The sequence below is a fragment of the Salinibacterium sp. ZJ70 genome, assembly GCF_011751865.2.
Classification (GTDB): Bacteria; Actinomycetota; Actinomycetes; order Actinomycetales; family Microbacteriaceae; genus Homoserinibacter.
The window spans coordinates 1549615-1571406 of sequence record NZ_CP061770.1 but is presented as its reverse complement, the minus strand read 5'-3'; the positions used below and the strand labels follow the sequence as shown (position 1 = coordinate 1571406).

Sequence of the window (21792 nt, the reverse complement as noted above, 5' to 3'; positions counted from 1 at the left end):
TCGGACTCTAGGACGACGCCCCGGCGCCGCGTGCCCCCTCGATGGCGGCAGCGAGCTCACCGGGGCGTCGGCTTGAGATCAGCCAGTAGGGGGTCGGATCCTGCGGGTCGTCGAGGTCGATGCGCACGAGACCGGGAATCCACCCGCGGATGAGCATCCAGGCGCGCGCGTCGAGATCCACCCCGCGTTCCCGCGTGGCGTCGGCGCCCGTTGCCGTGCGCACCTCGGAGATCACGGCGAGCGGGAGCCGCGCGCGTCCGGCGCGCAGTTCGGTGTCGTCGACCTCGATGCGCGGCGTGGTCGCGAGCAGGAGCACGACGATCGCGGCGTAGAGGCCGAGGGCGACCGAGATACCCGCGGTGAGGGAGATCGGCAGGAACACCAGAAGGCTCGCCGGCATGACGAGCGCCGTGGACAGGAAGACCCAGGGCGCGGGAGTGAGGGATTCGCGGTAGCGCGTGGATGGAGTGCTCATCATCCCCATTCGACCATGGACTAGCCTCGTGGAGTGACTGAGACCGTCGAGGTGCTGTTCCACGGCGACGCAGAACCCCGCTACGCCCACCCAGGCGATGCCGGGGCAGACCTGGTGTCGACCGAGGATCTCGTGCTCGCGCCCGGAGAGCGGGCGCTCGTGGGAACGGGCGTGTCGATCGCTCTGCCTGACGGATACGCCGCCTTCGTGGTGCCGCGCAGCGGTCTCGCCACGAAGCACGGCATCACGATCGTGAACAGCCCTGGAACAGTCGACGCGGGCTACCGCGGCGAGATTCGGGTGACGCTGCTCAACACCGACGCACGCGAGAGCTACGCGATCCGAGCAGGCGACCGCATCGCCCAGCTCATCGTGATGCCCGTCGCGCGTGCGCGCTTCATCCCCGTCGACCGTCTGCCCGGCTCCCATCGTGGAGAGGGCGGCTTCGGCTCGACGGGCTACTCGACCCCTGGAGGACCCGAATGACTGACGCACCCCTCGACGACGCCCCGCTCGATCAGCCGAAGTCCGCTCCCGCGGACCGCGCAACGGAAGGGCCCCTCGATGTGGAGGAGGCCAACCCCGTCCGTCCCTACGTCGACCTCGGCGGCGTGAAGATCCTTCCGCGTCCGGAGCTCGGTCTGCGCCTGGAGATCGAGGAGGGCAGCAAGCGCGTGGTCGCCGTCGCCCTCGACTATGCCGAGTCGACCCTGCAGGTGCAGCCGTTCGCGGCGCCACGTTCGAGCGGCCTGTGGAACGAGATCCGCGAGCAGATCATCGAGCAGATCTCGCGCCAGGGCGGCCGCACGCAGACGGTCGACGGGCCGTTCGGACCCGAGCTCCGCGCCGAGATCCCGGCGCCCGCAGGCAATGCTCCCGGCGTGCGCGCGGTGCGATTCATCGGCGTCGACGGGCCTCGCTGGTTCCTGCGCGGCGTCATCAGCGGCAAGGCCGCGACGGATGCCGAGGCGGCAACGGCCATCGAGGATCTGTTCCGCAGCATCGTGGTCGTGCGCGGTACGACGCCCATGCCTCCGCGCGACCTGATCCCGCTGCACGTGCCCGCGAACGTGCAGGGCTCGAACCCCGGCACCTCTGCGTGATGGCCGGGGTGCCTGACGACGCAGAGCCCCGCGACGCCGCATCCCACGAGACCCCCGCTGAGCCATCGCTCAGCGAGGTCTTCGCGGCCGCAGCCCGGCGTTCCGGTCTCGGACATGTGACGCCGGGGCAGGCGCCCACGGCATCCGCGCTTCTCGGCGCCATCGGCGGCGCGCGCGGGCTCGTGGAGTCGATCCTGCCGGGCTTTCTCTTCCTGATCGTCTACACGTTCACGCAGGAGGTCGTGCCGTCGGTCGTCGCGCCGATCGTGATCGCGGTGCTGTTCATCGCCGTCCGCGCGGTGCAGCGTCAGCCCGTGATCCCCGCCATCGCGGGTGCGATCGGCATCGGCATCTCCGCCGGCCTCGCTCTCACGACGGGGCGCGCGGAGGACAACTTCGTCGTCGGCCTCAGCATCAACGCGATCATGGTCGCGGTGATGCTCGTGAGCATCGCGGTCCGTCGCCCGCTCATCGGCGTGGTCGCTGGGCTGCTCACCGGTGACGACGATTGGCGCGCCGATGCCGCCAAGCGCAAGGTCGCCCTGGTGGCGACGATCCTCTGGGCTGCGCTGCCCGCGCTCCGGCTCATCGTGCAGCTTCCGCTGTACCTCGCCGAGAACGCGCAGGGGCTGGCGGCCACGAAGCTCATCATGGGCGTGCCGCTCTACGCGATCCTGCTGTGGGTGACGTGGCTTCTTGTTCGCAGCGCCTGGACGGCGAGCCGTGCGGCGGATCAGCCGGAAGACGCGTAGAGTATCTCGACGTCAAGATAATTCGATACGGGCGCATCGGAGCGAGCGGGCTTAGGCTTGCCTTGCTGGAACTGCGCCCGCGTCGGCCGTCAGGATTGCCGCGAGCGCATCCGGACACGCACGAGGGAGACGACAGTGTCGAGCATCAACAGCTTTTCCGCAAAGGACACCCTGAACGTCGGGGGAACCGACTACGAGATCTTCCGGGTGGACACGGTCCCCGGATACGAGAAGCTCCCGTTCAGCCTCAAGGTGCTGCTCGAGAACCTTCTCCGCACCGAGGATGGTGCGAACGTCACCAAGGCGCAGATCGAGGCGCTCGGCTCGTGGGACCCCACGGCTGAGCCCAACACCGAGATCCAGTTCTCGCCGGCGCGCGTCGTCATGCAGGACTTCACCGGCGTCCCCTGCATCGTCGACCTCGCGACGATGCGCGAGGCGGTCACCGCTCTCGGCGGCGACCCCGACAAGATCAACCCGCTCTCGCCCGCCGAGATGGTCATCGACCACTCGGTCATCGCCGACCTCTTCGGCACCGAGAACGCCCTCGAGCGCAACGTCGAGATCGAGTACGAGCGCAACGGCGAGCGCTACCAGTTCCTTCGCTGGGGCCAGACCGCGTTCCAGGACTTCAAGGTCGTCCCCCCGGGAACCGGCATCGTCCACCAGGTCAACATCGAGCACCTCGCGAAGGTCGTCTACGACCGCACCGTCGACGGCGTGCTCCGCGCCTACCCCGACACCTGCGTCGGCACCGACTCGCACACGACCATGGTCAACGGCCTCGGCGTGCTCGGCTGGGGCGTCGGCGGCATCGAGGCCGAGGCCGCCATGCTCGGCCAGCCCGTCTCGATGCTCATCCCGCGCGTCGTCGGCTTCAAGCTCACCGGCGAGATCCCCGCCGGCGTCACCGCGACCGACGTCGTCCTCACGATCACCGACATGCTCCGCAAGCACGGCGTCGTCGGCAAGTTCGTCGAGTTCTACGGAGAGGGCGTCGCCCAGGTTCCGCTCGCGAACCGCGCAACCATCGGAAACATGAGCCCCGAGTTCGGCTCGACGGCCGCGATGTTCCCCATCGACGACGTCACGCTCGACTACCTGCGCCTCACCGGCCGCGACGAGCAGACCGTCGCCCTCGTCGAGGCGTACGCCAAGGAGCAGAAGCTCTGGCACGACCCGTCGCGTGAGCTCGCCTTCAGCGAGTTCATGGAGCTCGACCTCTCGACCGTCGTGCCGTCGATCGCCGGCCCGAAGCGTCCGCAGGACCGCATCCTCCTCTCGGAGTCGAAGTCGCAGTTCGCGAAGGACATCCTCAACTACGCGAACCCCTCCACGAGTCACGACATCGTCGACCTCGAGGGCAAGCACTCCTTCCCGGCGTCCGACCCCGGCCCCGTGCCCGGCCAGGAGGACGAAGACACCCGCGACGTGCACATCAACTCGGGCGCGCCCGCAGCCGAGTGGTCGAAGCCCGTTCCCGTCACCACCCCCGAGGGCGAGCAGTACGTGCTCGACAACGGCGCGGTGACCCTCGCTGCCATCACCTCGTGCACCAACACCTCGAACCCGTCGGTCATGATCGCCGCGGGCCTCCTCGCCCAGAAGGCGGTCGAGAAGGGCCTCAAGCGCAAGCCGTGGGTCAAGACCACGCTCGGCCCGGGCTCGAAGGTCGTCACCGACTACTACGAGAAGTCCGGACTCGACAAGGCGCTCGAGGCTGTCGGCTTCTACACCGTCGGCTACGGCTGCACCATCTGCATCGGCAACTCGGGACCGCTCATCGAAGAGGTCTCCGAGGCGATCAACTCGCACGACCTCGCCGTCACCGCGGTGCTCTCGGGCAACCGCAACTTCGAGGGTCGCATCAGCCCCGACGTCAAGATGAACTACCTCGCGTCGCCGCCCCTCGTCGTGGCCTACGCTCTCGCCGGGTCGATGAACTTCGACTTCGAGGTCGACGCGCTCGGAACGGACGCGGACGGCAACGACGTGTTCCTCAAGGACATCTGGCCCTCGGCCGAAGAGGTCCAGGAGATCATCGACTCCTCGATCTCGCGTGAGCAGTTCATCAAGCAGTACGCCACCGTCTTCGACGGCGACGAGCGCTGGACGAGCCTGCCGACCCCGACCGGCCCGATCTTCGAGTGGGACGAGAAGTCGACCTACGTGCGCAAGGCTCCCTACTTCGACGGAATGTCGATGGAGCTCACGCCCGTCTCCGACATCACCGGCGCGCGCGTCATGGCGACCCTCGGCGACTCGGTCACGACCGACCACATCAGCCCCGCCGGCAACATCAAGCCGGGCACCCCTGCCGCGCAGTACCTCGAGGAGCACGGCGTCGACCGGAAGGACTACAACTCCTACGGCTCGCGTCGCGGCAACCACGAGGTCATGATCCGCGGAACGTTCGCCAACATCCGCCTCAAGAACCTCCTCGTGAGCGCCGTCAACGACGGTGCGGTCGTCGAGGGCGGATTCACGCGCGACTTCACGCAGGAGGGCGGCCCGCAGTCGTTCATCTACGACGCGTGCATGAACTACCAGGCAGAGGGAACCCCGCTCGTCATCTTCGGCGGCAAGGAGTACGGCTCCGGATCGTCGCGCGACTGGGCGGCGAAGGGCACGAGCCTCCTCGGCGTCAAGGCTGTCATCACCGAGAGCTTCGAGCGCATCCACCGCTCGAACCTCATCGGCATGGGCGTCGTTCCGCTGCAGTTCCCCGCGGGCGAGAGCTGGGAATCGCTGGGCCTCGACGGCACCGAGATCGTCTCGATCACGGGCCTCGAGAAGCTCAACGAGGGCGTCACCCCGAAGACCGTGCGCGTGACCGCCGAGCCGAGCGAGTTCTCGCCCGAGGGCAAGCAGACGATCGAGTTCGACGCGGTCGTCCGCATCGACACCCCCGGTGAAGCCGACTACTACCGCAACGGCGGCATCCTGCAGTACGTGCTGCGCAGCCTCGTCTGACAGCAGAACCAAAGAGAGCGGGCTTAGGCTCCGAGTATGGCTGTACTTGATTCGATCGATGGACCCCGTGACCTAGATCGTCTGAGCCGCGACGACCTCACCCAGCTGGCCGCCGAGATCCGAGAGTTCCTTGTTCGCGAGGTTTCGAAGACCGGCGGCCACCTGGGGCCCAATCTCGGGGTGGTCGAGCTGACGCTCGCCATCCACCGCGTATTCGAGTCCCCGAAGGACGCGATCGTCTTCGACACGGGGCACCAGAGCTACGTGCACAAGATCCTCACGGGTCGCAAGGACTTCACCGACCTCCGCAGCCGCGGCGGCCTCGCCGGCTACCCGCAGCGGTCCGAATCGGTGCACGACATCGTCGAGAGCTCGCACGCCTCAAGCTCCCTCAGCTGGGCTGACGGCATCTCCCGCGCGTTCGAGATGACGGGCCAGGATGACCGCACGGTCGTTGCCGTCGTCGGCGACGGCGCCCTCACGGGCGGCATGACGTGGGAGGCGCTCAACAACATCAGCGACGACAACTCCCGTCGCCTCGTGCTCATCGTCAACGACAACGGCCGCTCCTACGCGCCCACGATCGGCGGCATGGCGCGCTTCCTCAACAACGTGCGCACGCGCCGGGCCTACCGCTCGCTCTATGCGACCAGTCGCGCATTCTTCAACCGCCTCGGCAAGCCGGGGCGCGCGTTCTACCGCGGCACGCGAGGTGCGATCCACGGATTCCTGTCGCGGTTCTCCAACACCGACGCGCTGTACTCCAACCTCGACATCAAGTACCTGGGCCCGATCGACGGCCACGATCTTGTGGCGGTGGAAGAGGCCCTCCGGCAGGCGAAGGACTTCGGCGCTCCCGTCATCGTTCACGTGATGACGCAGAAGGGCCGCGGCTACCAGCCCGCGATCGCCGACGTCGCCGACCAGTTCCACGCGGTCGGGCAGATCGACCCCGAGACGGGGGAGCCGCTCGAGTCCTCGAGCCGTCCCTCGTGGACGTCGGTGTTCGCCGACGAGGTCGTCGCTCTCGCCGACCGCAACCCGAAGCTCGTAGGCATCACCGCGGCGATGCTGCGCCCCACGGGCCTGCACAAGTTCGCCGAACGCTATCCCGAGCGCGTGCTCGACGTCGGCATCGCCGAGCAGCACGCCGCGACGAGCGCAGCCGGACTCGCATTCGGAGGACTGCACCCCGTGGTCGCCGTCTACGCGACCTTCATCAACCGCGCGTTCGACCAGGTGCTCATGGACGTCGCGCTGCACAAGGCCGGTGTCACCTTCGTGCTCGATCGCGCGGGGGTCACCGGTCCCGACGGCCCCAGTCACCACGGAATGTGGGATCTCGCGATCATGCAGGTGGTGCCCGGCATCCGGATCGCCGCCCCGCGTGACGCCACTCGTCTGCGCGAAGAGCTCGCTGAGGCGGTCGCCGTCGAAGACGGGCCCACCGTGCTGCGCTTCTCGAAGGGCTCCGTCGGCAACGAGTTCGACGCCGTCCGACGCACCGCGGATGGTGTCGATGTGCTCCGTGAGGCGCCCCATCGCGACGTCCTCATCGTCGCCGTCGGCCCGATGGCCGGCATGGCTCTGAAGGTCGCGGATCGTCTCGCCGACCAGGGGATCGGCGCGACCGTCGTCGACCCGCGCTGGGTGATCCCGGTGCCCTCGAGCATCGTCGAGTTCGCGCGCGACCACCGACTCGTCGTCTCGATCGAGGACGGCATTCGGGTCGGGGGAGTGGGAACCCGCATCCGCCAGGACCTGCGTGCGGCAGGTGTCGACACCGCAGTGGACGAGCTGGGGCTTCCCGACGCGTTCATCGACCATGCGACCCGCGACGAGATCCTCGCCGACGCCGGCCTCACCGAGCAGCGCATCGCGCGCGACATCGTGGCGCAGGTGCTCGGCACCCGCATCCCCGTCGCCCGGCCGCTGCCGGCCGAAGTGGTCGACTCGGAACAGTTCCACGCCCCGCGGGAATAGCGGCTGTCCGTCGGCGGTTGCAGTGACGGTGGCCGTTCTCAGCCCGCTCTCGGTCCCGCCGGAGTAGCCTCGACGGTCTGCCCGTCCGCGCCTTGAGCGCCCGCAGGATCACCACGGAGGATACGTGACCGAGACGACTCAGACGCCTGCGACAGCGGGAACCGCGGCGCCAGCCGGCCCGGATCGCCTCGACGCGAACGCGCGCCGGGCGCTCGTGCTGCTGCTCGCGGCGACGTTCGTGACGTTCCTCAACGAGACGCTCATGAGCGTTGCGATCCCCGACATCATGACCGACCTCGGGGTGTCTGCCTCGACGGGCCAGTGGCTGACGACCGCGTTCGCGCTGACCATGGCCGTCGTGATCCCCACGACCGGATGGCTGCTGCAGCGCTTCTCGACGCGCACCCTCTTCGTGGCGGCGCTCGCGCTCTTCGTGACGGGCACCTTCATCGCGGCCATCGGCCCCACGTTCTCCGTGCTCGTGATCGGGCGCGTCGTGCAGGCATCCGGCACGGCCGTCATGATGCCGCTCATGATGACCACGGTCCTCGAGATCGTGCCTGCGACGAGCCGTGGGCGCATCATGGGTCGCATCGCGATCGTCATGTCGATGGCACCCGCACTCGGCCCTGCCGTCTCGGGTGTGCTCCTCACCGTGCTGTCGTGGCGCGGGCTGTTCTGGGTGATGCTGCCTCTCGCCGGTGCCATGCTCATCATCGGCGCGCTCAGCGTGCCCAACGTCTCGGAAACGCGTCGCGTCCCCATCGACGTGCTCTCGGTGATCCTCTCGGCTCTCGGGTTCAGCGGCGTCGTATACGGCCTCTCGAGCCTCGGCGAGTCCGCCGGCGAGAGCACACTCATGCCCCCGTGGATTCCGATCGTCGTCGGCGTCGTCGCGCTCAGCTTCTTCGTGCTGCGCCAGCTGCGCCTGCAGAAGGACGACCGTGCCTTCCTCGACCTGCGCACGTTCCGCTCGCCGCAGTTCACCGCGGCCCTCATCATGCTCGCGGTCGCGATGATGTCGCTGTTCGGGACCGTCATCCTGCTCCCGCAGTATCTGCAGAACGCGCTCGGTCACCCGCCCGTCGTCATCGGGCTGCTGCTTCTGCCGGGCGGACTGATCTCGGGGCTTCTCGGGCCGATCGTCGGCCGTCTGTACGATCGCGTCGGGCCGACTCCCCTTCTCGTGCCGGGGTCGATCATCCTGAGCGGGTCGCTCTGGGCCATGGCGATGCTCTTCGGCCCGTCGACGCCGCTGGGGGTCGTGCTCGCGTGCCACATCGCGATGAGCCTCGGCCTCGCCTTCCTGTTCACACCGCTGTTCTCGACCGGTCTCGGATCGTTGGAGCGCCGCCTGTACTCGCACGGCAGTGCGACCGTCTCGACGTTCCAGCAGGTTGCGGGTGCGGCAGGCACCGCGCTCTACATCGCCCTGCTCGCGGTCGGCATCCTCGGCGCGGGCGGCGAGAACGTCGCGACGGCGACTCCTGCGCAGATCGCCGAAGGCGTGCACACCGCCTTCATGGCGGGCGCCTTCATCTCGCTCGCCGTGGTCGCCCTGAGCTTCTTCGTGCGCGCCCCGAAGGATGCCCCGGCAGGACACGGACCGGCAGGACACTGAGCCGGTTGGCCGGGGGGAGGAGTATCCTCCCGGCATGCTGGGCATCGGCTCGATCGTCATCCGCGTCACGGATCTCGGCACGCAGCGTGCGTTCTGGGAACGCGCGCTCGACTACGTCAGTCGGAGTCCCTCGGAGGACGACTTCGTGATCCTGGAGCCGCGCGAAGGTCGGGGGGTCAGCGTCTCGCTCGATGCCGTCCCCTCGCCGCGGATGCTGCCCCCGCGGATCCACCTCGACCTCTACGCCGACGATCAGCTGGCGGAGGTGGAGAGGCTCACGGGCCTCGGTGCCCGCGAAGTGCACTGGGACGGGCGTCCGGACGACGCCGACTACATCATCATGGAAGACCCGGAGGGCAACCGCTTCTGCGTGATCGACGCACCCGGATGGAGCATCACCGAGAACGACTGAGGGCCGCCGGTCGCTGGTGCGACGGACGGCCCTCGAGGCGCACAGCGGGCGACTATGCGACGCCGCGGATGGGCGGGTTGTGGAACGTGCCGCCGAAGGCCTTCTCGCTCGCACCCTCACGGTCGAGGTACGGGGTCGCGCCGCCCATCTGGAACGGCCAGCCGGCACCCATGATCATGCACAGGTCGATGTCCTCGGGACCTGCGACGACCTTCTCCTCGAGCATGCGGTGGATCTCGTCCGCCAGACCGACCTGCAGGCGTTCACGCAGCTGCGCGGGCGTGAGCGCCACGGCGTCCGCCGGACGGTGCTTCCGGACGATCTCGAGCGCCTTCTTGTCGTAGCCCTTGATCTTGCCCTTCGCGTCCTTCTCGAAGATCGCGCCGTACTCGGCGAGCTCGTGAAGCGCGGGGCTGTCGAAGAAGCGCTCCGGGAACGCCGTGTGGTGCGTGTCGAGCACGTGCGCGCCGACCTTGAGGCCCACGAGGTCGAGCAGCGCGAACGGATCCATCGGCAGGCCGAACGGACGCGCAGCCTCGACGACGTCCTCGAACGAGGCGCCCTGCTCGACGGCGTGCATCGCCTCGCCCAGCACCTTCGCGAGAACGCGGTTCACGACGAAGCCAGGGCTGTCGGTCGTGATGACGGCGGTCTTCTTCAGCTTCGCAGCCGTCGCCATCGCTGTTGCGAGCGCGGCGTCGGTGGTCTTCGGCGTCTTCACGACCTCGATGAGCGGCATGACCGCGACCGGGTTGAAGAAGTGGAAGCCGACGACGCGCTCGGGGTGCGTGAGCTTCGCGCCGATCTGCTCGACCGAGAGCGACGACGTGTTGGTCGCGAGGATCGCCTCGGGGGAGATGTACTGCTCGACATCGGCGAAGACGTCCTGCTTGACGCCCAGCTCCTCGAAGACCGCCTCGATGACCCAGTCGCAGTCGGCGAAGTCGGCCTTGTCGGTGGTGCCCGAGACGAGCGCCTTGAGGCGGTTGGCCTCATCCGAGTCGATGCGTCCCTTGCCGAGCAGCTCGTCGATCTCGCCGCGGATGTACTCGAGCCCCTTGTCGACGCGCGCCTGATCGAGGTCGGTGATGACCACAGGCACCTGCAGGCGGCGCACGAACAGAAGCGCGAACTGGCTGGCCATGAGGCCCGCGCCGATGACGCCGACCTTCGTGACCTTCTGTGCGAGCTCCTTGTCGGGCGCGCCCGCGGGGCGCTTCGCGCGCTTCTGGACGAGGTTGAACGCGTAGATCGATGCGCGGAACTGGTCGCCGGCGATGAGCTCCGCGAGAGCAGCGTCCTCGGCGAGGAAGCCCGTCTTCTTGTCGGTGTTCTTGGCGGCCTTCAGCAGCTCGAGGGCCTTGTACGGGCTCTTCGCGACCTCGCCGATGCGGCTCTTGAGGGTCTTCTCTGCGATGCCGATCGCGATGTCCCACTTGGCGAGACGCTCCAGTTTCCCCGGCTCGTTCTTGCGCTTGACCTTGGTCTTGCCGGTGAGCACGCTGTCCGCCCAGGCGAGCGAGTTCTCGAGGAAGTTCGCCGGACCGAACATCGCATCCGCGATCCCGAGCTCGAACGCCTGCGGGCCCTTGAGCATGCGGTTGTTCTTCAGCGGGTTCGAGATGATCACCTCGAGGGCGTTCTCGATCCCGATGAGGTTCGGCAGGAGCCACGCGCCACCCCATCCGGGGATGAGGCCGAGGAACACCTCGGGAAGCGCCAGCGCGGGGATCGACGAATCGATCGTGCGGTAGTCGGCGTTGAGCGCGATCTCGACGCCGCCACCGAGGGCGAGGCCGTTGATGAACGCGAACGACGGCACACCGAGCTCGCCCAGCTTCCCGAGCGTCTGGTGACCGAGCTGCGCCATGAGCACACCCGTCTCGTAGTCCTGGATCTCACCCACGCGCGACAGGTCGGCGCCAGCGGCCAGAATGAACGGCTTGCCGGTGATCGCCACAGCCTGGATCTCGCCGGCCTTGCCGCGTGCGGCGAGCTCGTCGAGACGCTCGCCGAGCTCGGTGAGCGTGGCGGGTCCGAGGGTGTTCGGGCGCGTGTGATCACGGCCGTTGTCGAGCGTGATGAGCGCGAGCACCTTGCCGCTCGGCAGGGAGATGTCGCGCACGTACGAGTGCGTGATCACCTCATCCGGGTCGAGTGCGACGAGCTTGGAGAAGTCGGATCCGCTGTAGTCGGGCAGGCTGCTCATTCTCACTTCTTTCCCTTGTAGTGCGGGTTCTCCCAGATGACCGTGCCGCCCTGGCCGAGGCCGACGCACATCGCCGTGAGGCCGTAGCGCACGTCGGGGCGCTCCTCGAACTGGCGGGCGAGCTGGATCATGAGTCGCACGCCGGAGGATGCGAGCGGGTGGCCCATCGCGATCGCGCCGCCCCACGGGTTCACCCGCGAGTCCTCGTCATCGATCCCGAAGTGGTCGAGGAACGAGAGCACCTGAACAGCGAACGCCTCGTTGAGCTCGAACAGCCCGATGTCGTCGATCGTGAGGCCTGCCTTGCGCAGCGCCTTCTCGGTCGAGGGGACGGGTCCGAGGCCCATGACCTCCGGCTCGACACCCGCGAATGCGAACGACACCATGCGCATCTTGACGGGCAGGTTGAGGTCGCGCGCGGCGGCCTCGCTCGCGATGAGCGACACGGTGGCGCCGTCGGTGAGCGGCGACGCGTTGCCGGCGGTGACGCGTCCGTGCGGACGGAACGGGGTCTTGAGGCCCGCGAGGCCCTCGAGCGTCGTCTCGGGGCGCATGCCCTCGTCCTGGGTTGCGAGGCCCCATCCGCTCTCGCTCTTGATCGCGACGGGGATGAGGTCGGGCTGGATCTTGCCCGCGGCGTAGGCGGCGGCGAGCTTCTGCTGGCTGCCGAGGGCGAAGCGGTCGCTGCGCTCCTTCGTGAGCTGCGGGAAGCGGTCGTGCAGACGCTCGGCCGTGTTGCCCATGTTGAGCGAGTCGGGCGAGACGAGCTTCTCCGCGAGGAAGCGCGGGTTCGGGTCGGCGTTGAAGCCCATCGGGTGGCGACCCATGTGCTCGACACCGCCAGCGATGCCGATGTCGTAGGCGCCGAACGCGATCGCACCCGCGATCGTCGTGACGGTCGTCATGGCGCCCGCGCACATGCGGTCGAGGGCGTAGCCGGGGACGGTCGTCGGCAGACCGGCCAGGATCGCGGCGGTGCGGCCGAGAGTGAGGCCCTGGTCGCCCTCCTGCGTGGTCGCGGCGATCGCGACGTCATCCACGCGGTCCTTGGGCAGGTTGGGGTTGCGCTCGAGGAGGCCGATCATCGCCTTGACGATGAGGTCGTCGGCACGGGTGTTCCAATACTGACCCTTCTCACCGGCGCGACCGAAGGGGGTGCGAACCCCATCCACGAACACGACGTCTGATCGAAGAGCCGAAGGTGTTTGGGCCACGATGCCTCCTTGCGGTTGGGGTCAGATGCGCGCACGGAAGCACGCATCGGGGTTGCCTTGATCCTATGCAGACTCTCCAAGACGCGCCCGAATCGTTGCAGGGATTCCTACGAAGCCTCCGCGGGCTCCTGCGCATCCCCTTGGAGCGCCTCGACAAACGCCGCCGCGATGAGCTCGGCGACTTCGTCTGCCTGCCAGGCGCGGGCGCCGAGCCCTGTGAGAGCGTCGGAGATCGTCTCCCGGGTGAGCTCCGCCGGGGGAGCCCAGGCGACACGACGCAGCGTGTCAGGGGTGAGCAGATTCTCGACGGGCAGCTGCAGCTCTTCGGCGCGAGCGGTGACGGCGGCGCGCGCGAGCTTGAGGCGCCGATCGGCTGCCGGGTTCTTGTCCGCCCACACGCGCGGCGCGGGGATGCCGTCGCCGGTGCCACGCATCGAGGGCGGGGTGGGGTCGGCCATTCCGGCTTCGAAGGCGGCCCACCATCGGTCGATCTCGCGGCGGCTCGCCCTGCCGGTGAACTCCTTCACAGCCGACAGCTCTCGCTTGGACGTCGGCCCCGCCTTGACGGCGGCGACGAGCGACTGGTCGGGGATGAGCCGTCCGGGTGCGGTGTCGGTCTCGCGCGCGAAGTCGTCGCGTGCCGTCCACAGGGCACGCGCGATCGCGAGCTGCCTCGGGGTGCGAAGCGAATGCAGCCCGGACATGCGGCGCCACGGCTCCTGGCGCACCGGGGTCGTCTTCTCGAGCACCGCGGCGAACTCCTGGCGTGCGATCTCGGTCTTGCCGCTCGCCTCGAGAAGCTCGGCGACCCTGTCGCGCAGGTCCGGCAGCAGCTCCACGTCGAGTGCGGCGTACACGAGCCACCCCTGCGGCAGCGGACGCGTCGACCAGTCGGCCGCCGAGTGCGCTTTCGCGAGGTGGATCCCGAGGAGCTCCTCCGCCACCGTCGCGAGCCCGACGCGGGGCAGTCCCGCCAGACGCGCGCCCAGCTCGGTGTCGAACACGGTCTCGGGGTCGAGCCCGACTTCGCGCAGGCACGCGAGATCCTGGCTCGCGGCGTGCAGGATCCACTCCTCGCCGCGCATGATCTCGGCGAGCGGTGAGAAGTCGCCGATGGCGGGCGGGTCGAACAGGAACGCGCCAGCTCCGCGGCGGAACACCTGGATGAGGTAGGCGCGCTGGGAATAGCGGAAGCCGGAGGCGCGTTCGGCGTCGACCGCGAAGGGGCCGTGGCCGGCGGCGAGGGCCGCGACGGCGGCCGCGAACTCCTCAGGAGTGTCGATCACGTCGACCTCGTCGTGCGAGGAATCGGCGGTCGGATTCGGTGCGTCAGTCACGTGGTTTCCGTTGATGAGGGAGCAGGGAGATGGCGTCGGAGCTCGGCGGAAGGCCAGCGAGCATGCAGAGCAGGTCGCACCATGCCTCGACATGCGCTCCGATCTCGGCGTCCGACGGCGACCAGGATGCGCGCAGCTCGAGCTGCGCGGCGTCGCCGTTCTCCGCGAGTTCGCCGAAGCCCGTCGAGAGGATCTTCGTCGCCGTACCTGAGGGCTCCGTGTATGCGGCTCCGTGCGCATCGAGCGCGTCGATGAGCCAGGACCATGTCACCTCGGCGATGAAGGGGTCGACGCCGATCTCGGTCTCGAGAGGGGCCTGCGCGTACGCGACGATCCGGAACGGCCCGCCCCACGCATCCGGCTCTTCGGGGTCGTACAGGAGGATGAAGCGCCCTGTGCCGAGCAGGGAGTCGATGCCGTGGGTCGTCGGACGCACGTCGCCGGCGAGGGCGACGGAGAACGGGGCCAGCCCAGATGGGGAGGGGATCTCGATGACGGCCATCTCGTCGCGGGGGGTCGCCGAGCGCAGAGACTCCGCCGCGAGCCGGAACGGCTGCGGCAGGTCGGGAGCGGACTCAGTGGTGGTCACGGGGGAAGCCTAGGATTCTCACAGAGGGGTGCGACGGTGCCACGCCGTCGCATGATCGGAGGACGACATGCAGGATCGCCGACAGCGCGCCGGACGGAGAGCCGGTTCGCTCCTCTGGAGCCTCCTCGGGGTCGGGACGGTCGTCGCCGCCGTGATCGCCGTGCTGAGCGCACTCGTGGCCCGCACGGTCGTCATCCCGCCCTCGCGCCGGGAGTACGACATCCGCATTCTGGGGGTCAACGTCGAGGCGGGGGAGATCACGCTCTCGCCCACCCCCGACTCCTGTGTGAGCGGTGAGTACAGCTTCTGGTTCTCGGGTGACCGCGGGCACGCCCGCGTGGGGGAGATCCTGTCCGTATCGCGGTCGGGAGTGACGCGCCGGCTGCTCAGCGTCGACTTCGGCGACATCGAGAATGCGACACGCGGACGCTTCAATGGCTGGTTCTGGCTCACTCCGCGCTCGCTCGAGGTTCCGTACGAGAACGTGAGCGTGCCGACGCCGCTCGGGCCGGCACCCGCCTGGTTCGTCCCCGCGGAGGGCGAGAGCGATCGCTGGGTCATCAACGTGCATGGGCGCGGTGCGTCGCGTTCCGAGGTGCTGCGTGCCGTCACGCCGCTGCGGGATGCGGGCTACCACTCGCTTCTGATCTCCTACCGCAACGACGGCGACGCACCGCGCAGCCCAGAGTACCGCTACGCCCTCGGGCAGCTCGAGTGGGTGGACGTCGACGCGGCCATGGCCTACGCGGTCTCGCGCGGTGCCCGGGAGATCGTGCTCATGGGCTGGTCGATGGGCGGCGCGATCGTGCTGCAGGCGCTCACCCGCTCCCCGCGAGCGGCGCTCGTCACGGGTGTGATTCTCGAGTCGCCCGTCGTCGACTGGATCACGACGCTCGACTTCCAGGCGCGCCTTCGACGCCTTCCCGGGCCGGTGCGGTGGGGCGCCTACCGCCTCATCCGGTCGCGGTGGGGGCGAATCGTCACAGGACTCACCGAGCCGCTCGACCTCGGCCGCATGGACTTCGTCGCGCGGGCGGCAGAGCTCGACCGTCCGATCCTCATCCTGCACAGCGTCGATGACGGCTTCGTGCCTGCCACGGCCTCGCGCGCCCTCGCGCTCGCTCGTCCTGACATCGTGACCTTCGAGCAGTTCCACATCGCCCGCCACACGAAGCTCTGGAACTTCGACCGCGACCGCTGGGAGGGCACCATCCGGGAATGGATCTCCCGCGGCTGACCGGCAGGCGCGTCAGGCGGACAGGATCCAGCGCGCGTAGATTCCGCCGGCGTCGTCGGTCAGGAGGCTCGCGAGCTGCAGGGGAGCTCCGCGGCGGGCTCCGGCGGCGAGCAGCGGCGCGCCTCCGCTCATCCACGTCGGACTCGTCGAGATGCACAGCTCGCCCACGAGGTCGGCGTCCATGAGCTGGCCGATGAGCTGAGGGCCGCCCTCGCAGACCACCGATTCGGCACCGTGCAGGCGCAGTGCGTCCAGCGCGGCGCGCAGGTCGACGCGATCGTGGGCATCCGCGCGCACCTCGACGAAGGTGTGCGGAGCGGCGAGTGTGGCGTGCACGCGATCGCGCGCCGACTCGGGCGCGAGGATGAGGATCTTCGCGGGATCGTGCTCGTCGCCGACGCGGGCTCCGCTCAGATCTCCCGACGCGACGATCGCGAGTCGCGCCGTGCGCGGCAGCAGATACCCCTCGGTGCGGATCGTCGCCGCGCCCACGAGGACGACATCGCTCTCGGCGCGGATCGCACCCAGGATGGCGCGGTCGGCGCGATTCGAGAGGGACTCGGATGTGCCGTCGGCCCCCTGCACGCTGCCGTCGACACTCGTGATGATGTTGACCCGCACACCCGGGGCGCCCGGCGCGCGCCGGTAGAGCTCGCGGAGCACCTCGCGCGTCTCGGGCGCACCGACCTCGAGAGGCGCACCCGGGCGCGGAAGCACGGGCGTGAGGATCACGCGGTGCGTTCCCGCACCTGACGCTGCGTGCGCCCGAGCAGCCCCGACATTCCGCGGATCCGCAGCGGGCTCACCGCTTCGGTGAGTCCGATCGTGAGCGGGTAGTCGGAGGGCACTGCGAGCACCTGCTCGACCGTGAGGCCCGCGAGACCCTGCACGAGGATCGACGCGAAGCCGCGCGTCGTCGGGGCCTCCTTCGGCGCCGTCGCGTGCAGGTGGACGATCCGGTCATCATCGATCTCGACGAAGATGAACACCGGCGACTGGCACTCCTCGACGCGCTCCAGCAGGTCCGGGTGATCGGCGAATCGCTGCGGTAGCTCCGGGAGCTCGTTGGCGAACTCCAGAAGCAGCTGCAGTCGCTCCTGCTGCGTGAGGGCGAGGAAGTCCTCGCGGATCTCGACGAGCTTCTCGGGTAGTGCCTCGGTCATATCCTCACCGTACGCGAACGCCATGGGCGTCAGCGGGCAGGCACCTCGCCGGGCTCGGTGCCGCGGACGATCGGCACACGCACGGCGCTGCCCCACTCGGTCCACGATCCGTCGTAGTTGCGCACGCCCTCGAAGCCGAGCAGGTGGGTGAGCACGAACCAGGTGTGGCTCGATCGCTCGCCGATGCGGCAGTACGCGATGACGGAGTCGCCATCCTGGAGGCCCGCGCCGTCGCGGTAGATCGCGTCGAGCTCGGACTTGGTCTTGAAGGTGCCGTTCTCGGCGACGGCCTTGCCCCACGGCACGCTCTGGGCGCTCGGGATGTGACCAGCGCGGAGGGTGCCCTCCTCGGGGTAGGCGGGCGCGGTGGTGCGCTCGCCCACGTACTCCTCGGGGGAGCGCACGTCGATGAGCGGGTTGCCGAGGTGGGCGAGCACGTCCTCCTTGAAGGCGCGCACCGTGGCGTCGTCGCGCTCGACGACGGGGTACTCGACGGCCTCGCGCACGGGGACCTCGGTCGTGTAGGGGCGGCCCTCGGCCTCCCACTTCGCGCGGCCGCCGTCGAGAAGTCGCACGTCCTCGTGGCCGAACAGCGTGAACACCCAGAGGGCGTACGCAGCCCACCAGTTGTTCTTGTCGCCGTAGATGACGACCGTGTCGTCGCGGCTGATGCCCTTCGAACCCAGGAGCTTCGCGAAGCCCTCGCCGTCGAGGTAGTCGCGCTCCACCGGGTCGTTGAGGTCGGTGTGCCAGTCGATCTTGACGGCACCCTCGATGTGGCCGGTCTCGTACAGCAGCACGTCTTCGTCGGATTCCACCACCACGAGTCCGGGCTCGCCCAGGTGCTCGGCGAGCCATTCGGTGCTCACGAGGCGCTCGGGGTGCGCGAACTCGGCGAAGGCGGGATTCGGGTCAGATGCGACGGCCATGCGGTGGTCTCCTTGAGGGCTAGGCTTGCTCCACGTCCAGGGTAGGCGTCACCTCGGCGGTGCGCTGACGCACTGTAAGAGTTCGACACACGCCTGCCCCCTCTCCTTTCTCCCACGGAAGCCCGCTTTGACGCAGAACGCAGCATCTCTCCTCAACCGGAATCCCGAGATGAGCGGCGCCGAATTGGCCGCGTCTCTGGTGCCGCCGCGCCAGTTCGAGGGCGCGACGCTCGACAGCTACCGCCCTGACCCGGACTTCCCGTCGCAGGGCGAGGCTGTCGCGCGGATGCGCGAGTTCGCGGAGGTCATGCGCGGAGGCGGAGGCGGGCGTGGCTTCTTCGGGCGTCGGAAGTCGCCCGAGGCGAAGCCCGGCGTCTACCTCGACGGCGGTTTCGGCGTCGGCAAGACCCACCTTCTCGCAGCTCTCTGGCAGCTCGCGCCCGGCCGCAAGTACTTCGGCACCTTCATCGAGTACACGGCGCTCGTCGGCGCGCTCGGCTACGCGCAGGCAGTGGCTCTCATGAAGGGTGCCTCGTTCGTGGCGATCGACGAGTTCGAGCTCGACGATCCGGGCGACACGATGATGATGACCCGGCTCCTCGGAGAGCTCGCGGCAGGGGGCACGCGCATCGCGGCGACGTCCAACACCCCGCCGAACGCCCTCGGTGAGGGCCGCTTCGCCGCAGTCGACTTCCTGCGCGAGATCCAGGCGCTCTCCGATCGATTCGACATCATGCGCATCGACGGACACGACTATCGCCGCCGCGACGTCGAAGGGCACGCCGCCGTCACGCCCGATGCCGAGATCCCCGGCGCGCTCGCGGCGCTCGGCGGGGCGACGACGATCGACGACTTCGACGCGCTCCTCAAGCACCTTTCGCGCGTGCACCCGTCTCGCTACGTCCGCATCGTCGACGGGCTCGCCGGCATCGGTCTGCGTGGCGTGCGCACCCTCACGGATCAGGCGGATGCTCTGCGCTTCGTCGCGTTCGTCGACCGCCTCTACGACGAGCAGGTGCGCGTGTTCGCATCCGGTGTGCCGCTCGATGACGTCTTCGGCGTGGACATGCTCGCGGGCGGATACCGCAAGAAGTACCTGCGCGCCATCTCTCGGCTGATCGCGCTGAGCAGCTGATCAGCGTTTCGGCGGCGGCTGCGAAGCTCCCCGAAATCTGATGTTTACGCTCGAGGTTTCGTCGTAACTTCTCCGAAACGCGGCGCGCGTCGAACGGAAATCTGCCTCTCTCAAACTGGGCCGGTACCCGAGGGCCGCCGACTCCACCACAGTCGGTGTCACCGCCCGAGGCAACGAGAGAGGTAACACTGATATGGAAAGCGGCAACTACGCCTGGGCCATCACGGCCACAGCGCTCGTGCTGTTGATGACGCCCGGCGTCGCGTTCTTCTATGGCGGTCTCGTCAAGGCGAAGAGCGTCGTCAGCATGATGATGATGAGCTTCGGCTCCCTCGGCCTCGTGAGCGTCCTCTGGATCCTCTACGGCTCGAGCATGTCGGCCACCACGGGACCCTTCGACTTCGCCGGCAACCCGTTCGCGAACTTCGCGTTCGCGGGCGGCTACGACAACGAGACCCTCATCGGCGCGACCTACGGTGCGACCTTCGCGATCATCACCGTCGCGCTCATCTCGGGTGCGATCGCCGACCGCGCCAAGTTCGGTTCGTGGCTGATCTTCGCCGGCATCTTCGCGACTCTCGTGTACTTCCCGGTCGCGGCGTGGGTGTGGGGTGGCGGCTGGCTCTACAGCTGGTCGGAGCTCACGGGTCTCCCCGCCGTCATCGACTACGCAGGTGGCACCGTCGTGCACATCAACGCCGGTGCTGCCGCTCTCGCGCTGGCACTCGTCCTCGGAAAGCGCATCGGCTTCCAGAAGGGCATCCAGAAGCCCCACAACGTGCCGCTGACGCTCCTGGGTGCCGCAATCCTCTGGTTCGGCTGGTTCGGATTCAATGCCGGAGCGGAATGGCTCAACAACCTCGAGGGCGTCGGCCTCATCGTCATCAACACGCTGGGTGCGACTGCTGCGGCGATCCTCGGCTGGCTGGTCGTCGAGAAGGTCAAGGACGGCAAGCCCACCTCGGTGGGCGCCGGCTCCGGTGCCGTCGCCGGTCTCGTCGCGATCACCCCGTCGTGCGCCAACCTCGAACCCGGCTGGGCCCTCCTCCTCGGTCTCATCGCCGGTGCGGTGTGCGCTCTCGCGATCGAACTCAAGTTCAAGCTCGGCTTCGACGACTCGCTCGACGTGGTGGGCATCCACCTCGTGGGCGGTCTCATCGGAACGCTCTACCTCGGTTTCTTCGCCATCGGAACGGGCCTCTTCGTCGGCGGCGACGCCGGTCAGCTGGTCTCGCAGCTCGTCCCGGCTCTCGCCGTCGCGATCTACTCCTTCGCTGTCGCGTGGATCGTCGGCTTCGCGATCGAGAAGACCATCGGCTTCCGCATCAAGAGCGAGGACGAGCTCGCCGGTGTCGACACGGTCGTTCACGGCGAGGAGGGCTACGCCCTGATCGATTGACCGGGTCGTCCCGCTCGACAGCCACACACGGGGCGTCGTCTCTTCGGAGGCGGCGCCCCGTATGGTTGTGCTCACCGGCCGCCCGGCGGCCCTGTATTCCGAGCTCGTCGCACCCTCGAAAGGCATCGTGTCTGCCCTGGTTCTCGTCTCGGCGCTCGCGTGCGTCGTCGTCGCAGGCGCGGGCATCGCCCTCAGCCCGCGGCAGCGACGTCGTGAACTCGCGATGCGCGCCGTCCTCGCTGCGGGGGTCGCGTCGTCCGTCGCGTGCACGCTGGGGGTGCTTCTCGATCTCGAATCCCCGGACTTCCTGCTCGCGCTGTCGGTCTCGGTCGGACCGCTTGCGCTCGTGGTCGGCTCGGTGCTGGAGACCGCAGGCGCACGCCGCGCGGAAGTGTGGTCTGTGGTCATGGGATGGGCCGTGGTCGCGTTCCCCTTCGCGGTGCTCGCGCCGCCGTTCATCGCATCGGCGTGCGGACTCGCAGACTGCGGCGCGGAGGACTTCGGAGGCGTGCTCGCCGTCGTGGTCTCGACGGCCGCGGCAACGCTCGTGGGGGTGCTCGCCATCGGTCGCGACGCAGCCAGCCCCCCGGGGGTGCCATCGGGCGCGTCCCTCGCGTGGACCCGGATCGCCGCCGTCGCGGGGCTCATGTGGCTGAGCTCAGCGGTCTGGCTGGTGAGTCTCGAGGGCGTCATCGATGAGTACATGGTGCACATCGCGACCTCTGCCTTCCTCGCGCCGCTCGGAGGACTGTTCGCCTGGGGTGCCGTGCTGGTGGGGCGGGGCGTCGACCCGCGACAGCCTCGGACGCTCCTCGGCGGGCTCGGGTCGGGTTTCATCGCCGTGCTCGCGGGCGCCGCGAGCCTCTCACCCGCTTCCGCACTTCTGACGGGCGTCCTCGGTGGAGCGGTGGGCGCGGGGATCCTCGGCACCCGCACGGGGACGGTGTCCGCTCGTCGCGGGGCGATCGGCGCGCTGGCTGTCGCCGCTGTCGGGCTCATGGCGCCCGCTGTGGTCGGGGAAACCACCGGATTCGTGTTCTCGGGTCGTCTCGCCGCTGTCGTTCCGCCTGCGGCGCTCTTCGTCCTCGTGGCGGCGGCATCCGCTGTCGTCGCCGGGGGAGCGGCGGGGATCGCGCGTTTCGCCGCCCGGCGTGCCTGAGCGACCGCAGGCGCTCGAAAACGCCCTCGGGAATGAGCGAACCCCGGGCGGGTCTGGCGTCAACGCCGACACGGCACCTACATTGGCCGCATGAGGGCACAC

The 21792-nt window shown here is 68.8% G+C and carries 19 protein-coding genes; 11 read left to right on the top strand and 8 right to left on the bottom strand.

The genetic code is table 11. From position 1 onward, the window contains the following. Positions 1-7: 7 nt before the first annotated feature. On the bottom strand, positions 8-475 hold the full coding sequence (locus tag HCR12_RS07440; protein ID WP_224763319.1) for a DUF3093 domain-containing protein: 468 nt from the start codon (positions 473-475) through the stop codon (positions 8-10). Between the two features lie 33 nt (positions 476-508). Here HCR12_RS07440 and dut point away from each other — a divergent pair, with 33 nt between their 5' ends. From dut to HCR12_RS07405, 7 genes are all read left to right on the top strand, one after another. Then, on the top strand, positions 509-961 hold the full coding sequence (gene dut / locus HCR12_RS07435) for a dUTP diphosphatase (RefSeq protein ID WP_166864682.1): 453 nt from the start codon (positions 509-511) through the stop codon (positions 959-961). Then, entirely contained in the window at positions 958-1578 is a 621-nt protein-coding gene (locus tag HCR12_RS07430) for a DUF3710 domain-containing protein (RefSeq protein WP_166864679.1), read from the top strand. The genes dut and HCR12_RS07430 overlap by 4 nt, the downstream gene beginning before the upstream one ends. Beyond that, positions 1578-2330: a DUF3159 domain-containing protein gene (locus tag HCR12_RS07425; protein WP_166864676.1), complete on the top strand. Its 753-nt coding sequence runs from the start codon at positions 1578-1580 to the stop codon at positions 2328-2330. The genes HCR12_RS07430 and HCR12_RS07425 overlap by 1 nt, the downstream gene beginning before the upstream one ends. 135 nt (positions 2331-2465) lie before the next feature. Further along, complete coding sequence (locus HCR12_RS07420; protein WP_166864673.1) at positions 2466-5303, top strand: aconitate hydratase; 2838 nt, start codon at positions 2466-2468, stop codon at positions 5301-5303. A gap of 36 nt (positions 5304-5339) precedes the next feature. Continuing rightward, positions 5340-7286 carry a 1-deoxy-D-xylulose-5-phosphate synthase gene (dxs, locus tag HCR12_RS07415; protein ID WP_166864670.1) on the top strand — a complete coding sequence of 649 codons (1947 nt, stop codon included), beginning with the start codon at positions 5340-5342 and terminating at the stop codon, positions 7284-7286. Positions 7287-7410: 124 nt separating this feature from the next. Next, a complete protein-coding gene (locus tag HCR12_RS07410; RefSeq protein WP_166864666.1) occupies positions 7411-8907 on the top strand; it encodes a DHA2 family efflux MFS transporter permease subunit in 1497 nt (498 codons plus the stop codon). A gap of 34 nt (positions 8908-8941) precedes the next feature. Then, positions 8942-9319 carry a VOC family protein gene (locus HCR12_RS07405; protein WP_166864663.1) on the top strand — a complete coding sequence of 126 codons (378 nt, stop codon included), beginning with the start codon at positions 8942-8944 and terminating at the stop codon, positions 9317-9319. Positions 9320-9371: 52 nt separating this feature from the next. Here the strand turns inward: HCR12_RS07405 and HCR12_RS07400 are convergent, their stop codons facing one another. The 4 genes from HCR12_RS07400 to HCR12_RS07385 form a co-directional block, all read right to left on the bottom strand. Continuing rightward, entirely contained in the window at positions 9372-11528 is a 2157-nt protein-coding gene (locus tag HCR12_RS07400; protein WP_191412319.1) for a 3-hydroxyacyl-CoA dehydrogenase NAD-binding domain-containing protein, read from the bottom strand. Positions 11529-11530: 2 nt separating this feature from the next. Next, positions 11531-12706 (bottom strand): thiolase family protein, encoded by a 1176-nt coding sequence (locus HCR12_RS07395; protein ID WP_166867235.1) that lies wholly within the window; start codon positions 12704-12706, stop codon positions 11531-11533. A 143-nt stretch (positions 12707-12849) separates the two neighbouring features. Next, on the bottom strand, positions 12850-14079 hold the full coding sequence (locus tag HCR12_RS07390) for a ribonuclease D (RefSeq protein ID WP_224763315.1): 1230 nt from the start codon (positions 14077-14079) through the stop codon (positions 12850-12852). Beyond that, the gene (locus HCR12_RS07385; protein ID WP_166864657.1) at positions 14072-14668 is read right to left on the bottom strand and encodes a DUF3000 domain-containing protein; all 597 of its coding nucleotides are present in this window, start codon (positions 14666-14668) and stop codon (positions 14072-14074) included. The genes HCR12_RS07390 and HCR12_RS07385 overlap by 8 nt, the downstream gene beginning before the upstream one ends. A gap of 67 nt (positions 14669-14735) precedes the next feature. Here HCR12_RS07385 and HCR12_RS07380 point away from each other — a divergent pair, with 67 nt between their 5' ends. Beyond that, positions 14736-15905 carry an alpha/beta hydrolase family protein gene (locus tag HCR12_RS07380; protein WP_166864653.1) on the top strand — a complete coding sequence of 390 codons (1170 nt, stop codon included), beginning with the start codon at positions 14736-14738 and terminating at the stop codon, positions 15903-15905. Between the two features lie 12 nt (positions 15906-15917). Here HCR12_RS07380 and HCR12_RS07375 read toward each other — a convergent pair whose 3' ends face one another. Genes HCR12_RS07375 through HCR12_RS07365 form a run of 3 tightly spaced genes read right to left on the bottom strand, consistent with a single transcriptional unit; the run spans position 15918 to position 17997 of the window. Next, the gene (locus HCR12_RS07375; RefSeq protein ID WP_166864648.1) at positions 15918-16637 is read right to left on the bottom strand and encodes a dihydrofolate reductase family protein; all 720 of its coding nucleotides are present in this window, start codon (positions 16635-16637) and stop codon (positions 15918-15920) included. Continuing rightward, positions 16634-17068: a SufE family protein gene (locus HCR12_RS07370; RefSeq protein ID WP_166864644.1), complete on the bottom strand. Its 435-nt coding sequence runs from the start codon at positions 17066-17068 to the stop codon at positions 16634-16636. Before HCR12_RS07370 ends, HCR12_RS07375 begins: the two co-directional genes overlap by 4 nt. A gap of 29 nt (positions 17069-17097) precedes the next feature. Beyond that, positions 17098-17997 (bottom strand): sulfurtransferase, encoded by a 900-nt coding sequence (locus tag HCR12_RS07365; protein ID WP_166864641.1) that lies wholly within the window; start codon positions 17995-17997, stop codon positions 17098-17100. A gap of 169 nt (positions 17998-18166) precedes the next feature. On the opposite strand from HCR12_RS07365, the gene zapE reads away from it, so the two are divergent. The 3 genes from zapE to HCR12_RS07350 all read left to right on the top strand — a co-directional run bounded on the left by zapE (position 18167) and on the right by HCR12_RS07350 (position 21690). Then, positions 18167-19132 carry a cell division protein ZapE gene (zapE, locus tag HCR12_RS07360; protein WP_166864637.1) on the top strand — a complete coding sequence of 322 codons (966 nt, stop codon included), beginning with the start codon at positions 18167-18169 and terminating at the stop codon, positions 19130-19132. A 193-nt stretch (positions 19133-19325) separates the two neighbouring features. Continuing rightward, positions 19326-20531, top strand: a complete 1206-nt coding sequence (locus HCR12_RS07355) for an ammonium transporter (RefSeq protein ID WP_166864633.1) — start codon at positions 19326-19328, stop codon at positions 20529-20531. A 61-nt stretch (positions 20532-20592) separates the two neighbouring features. Then, on the top strand, positions 20593-21690 hold the full coding sequence (locus HCR12_RS07350) for a hypothetical protein (RefSeq protein WP_166864631.1): 1098 nt from the start codon (positions 20593-20595) through the stop codon (positions 21688-21690). Positions 21691-21792 lie beyond the last annotated feature (102 nt).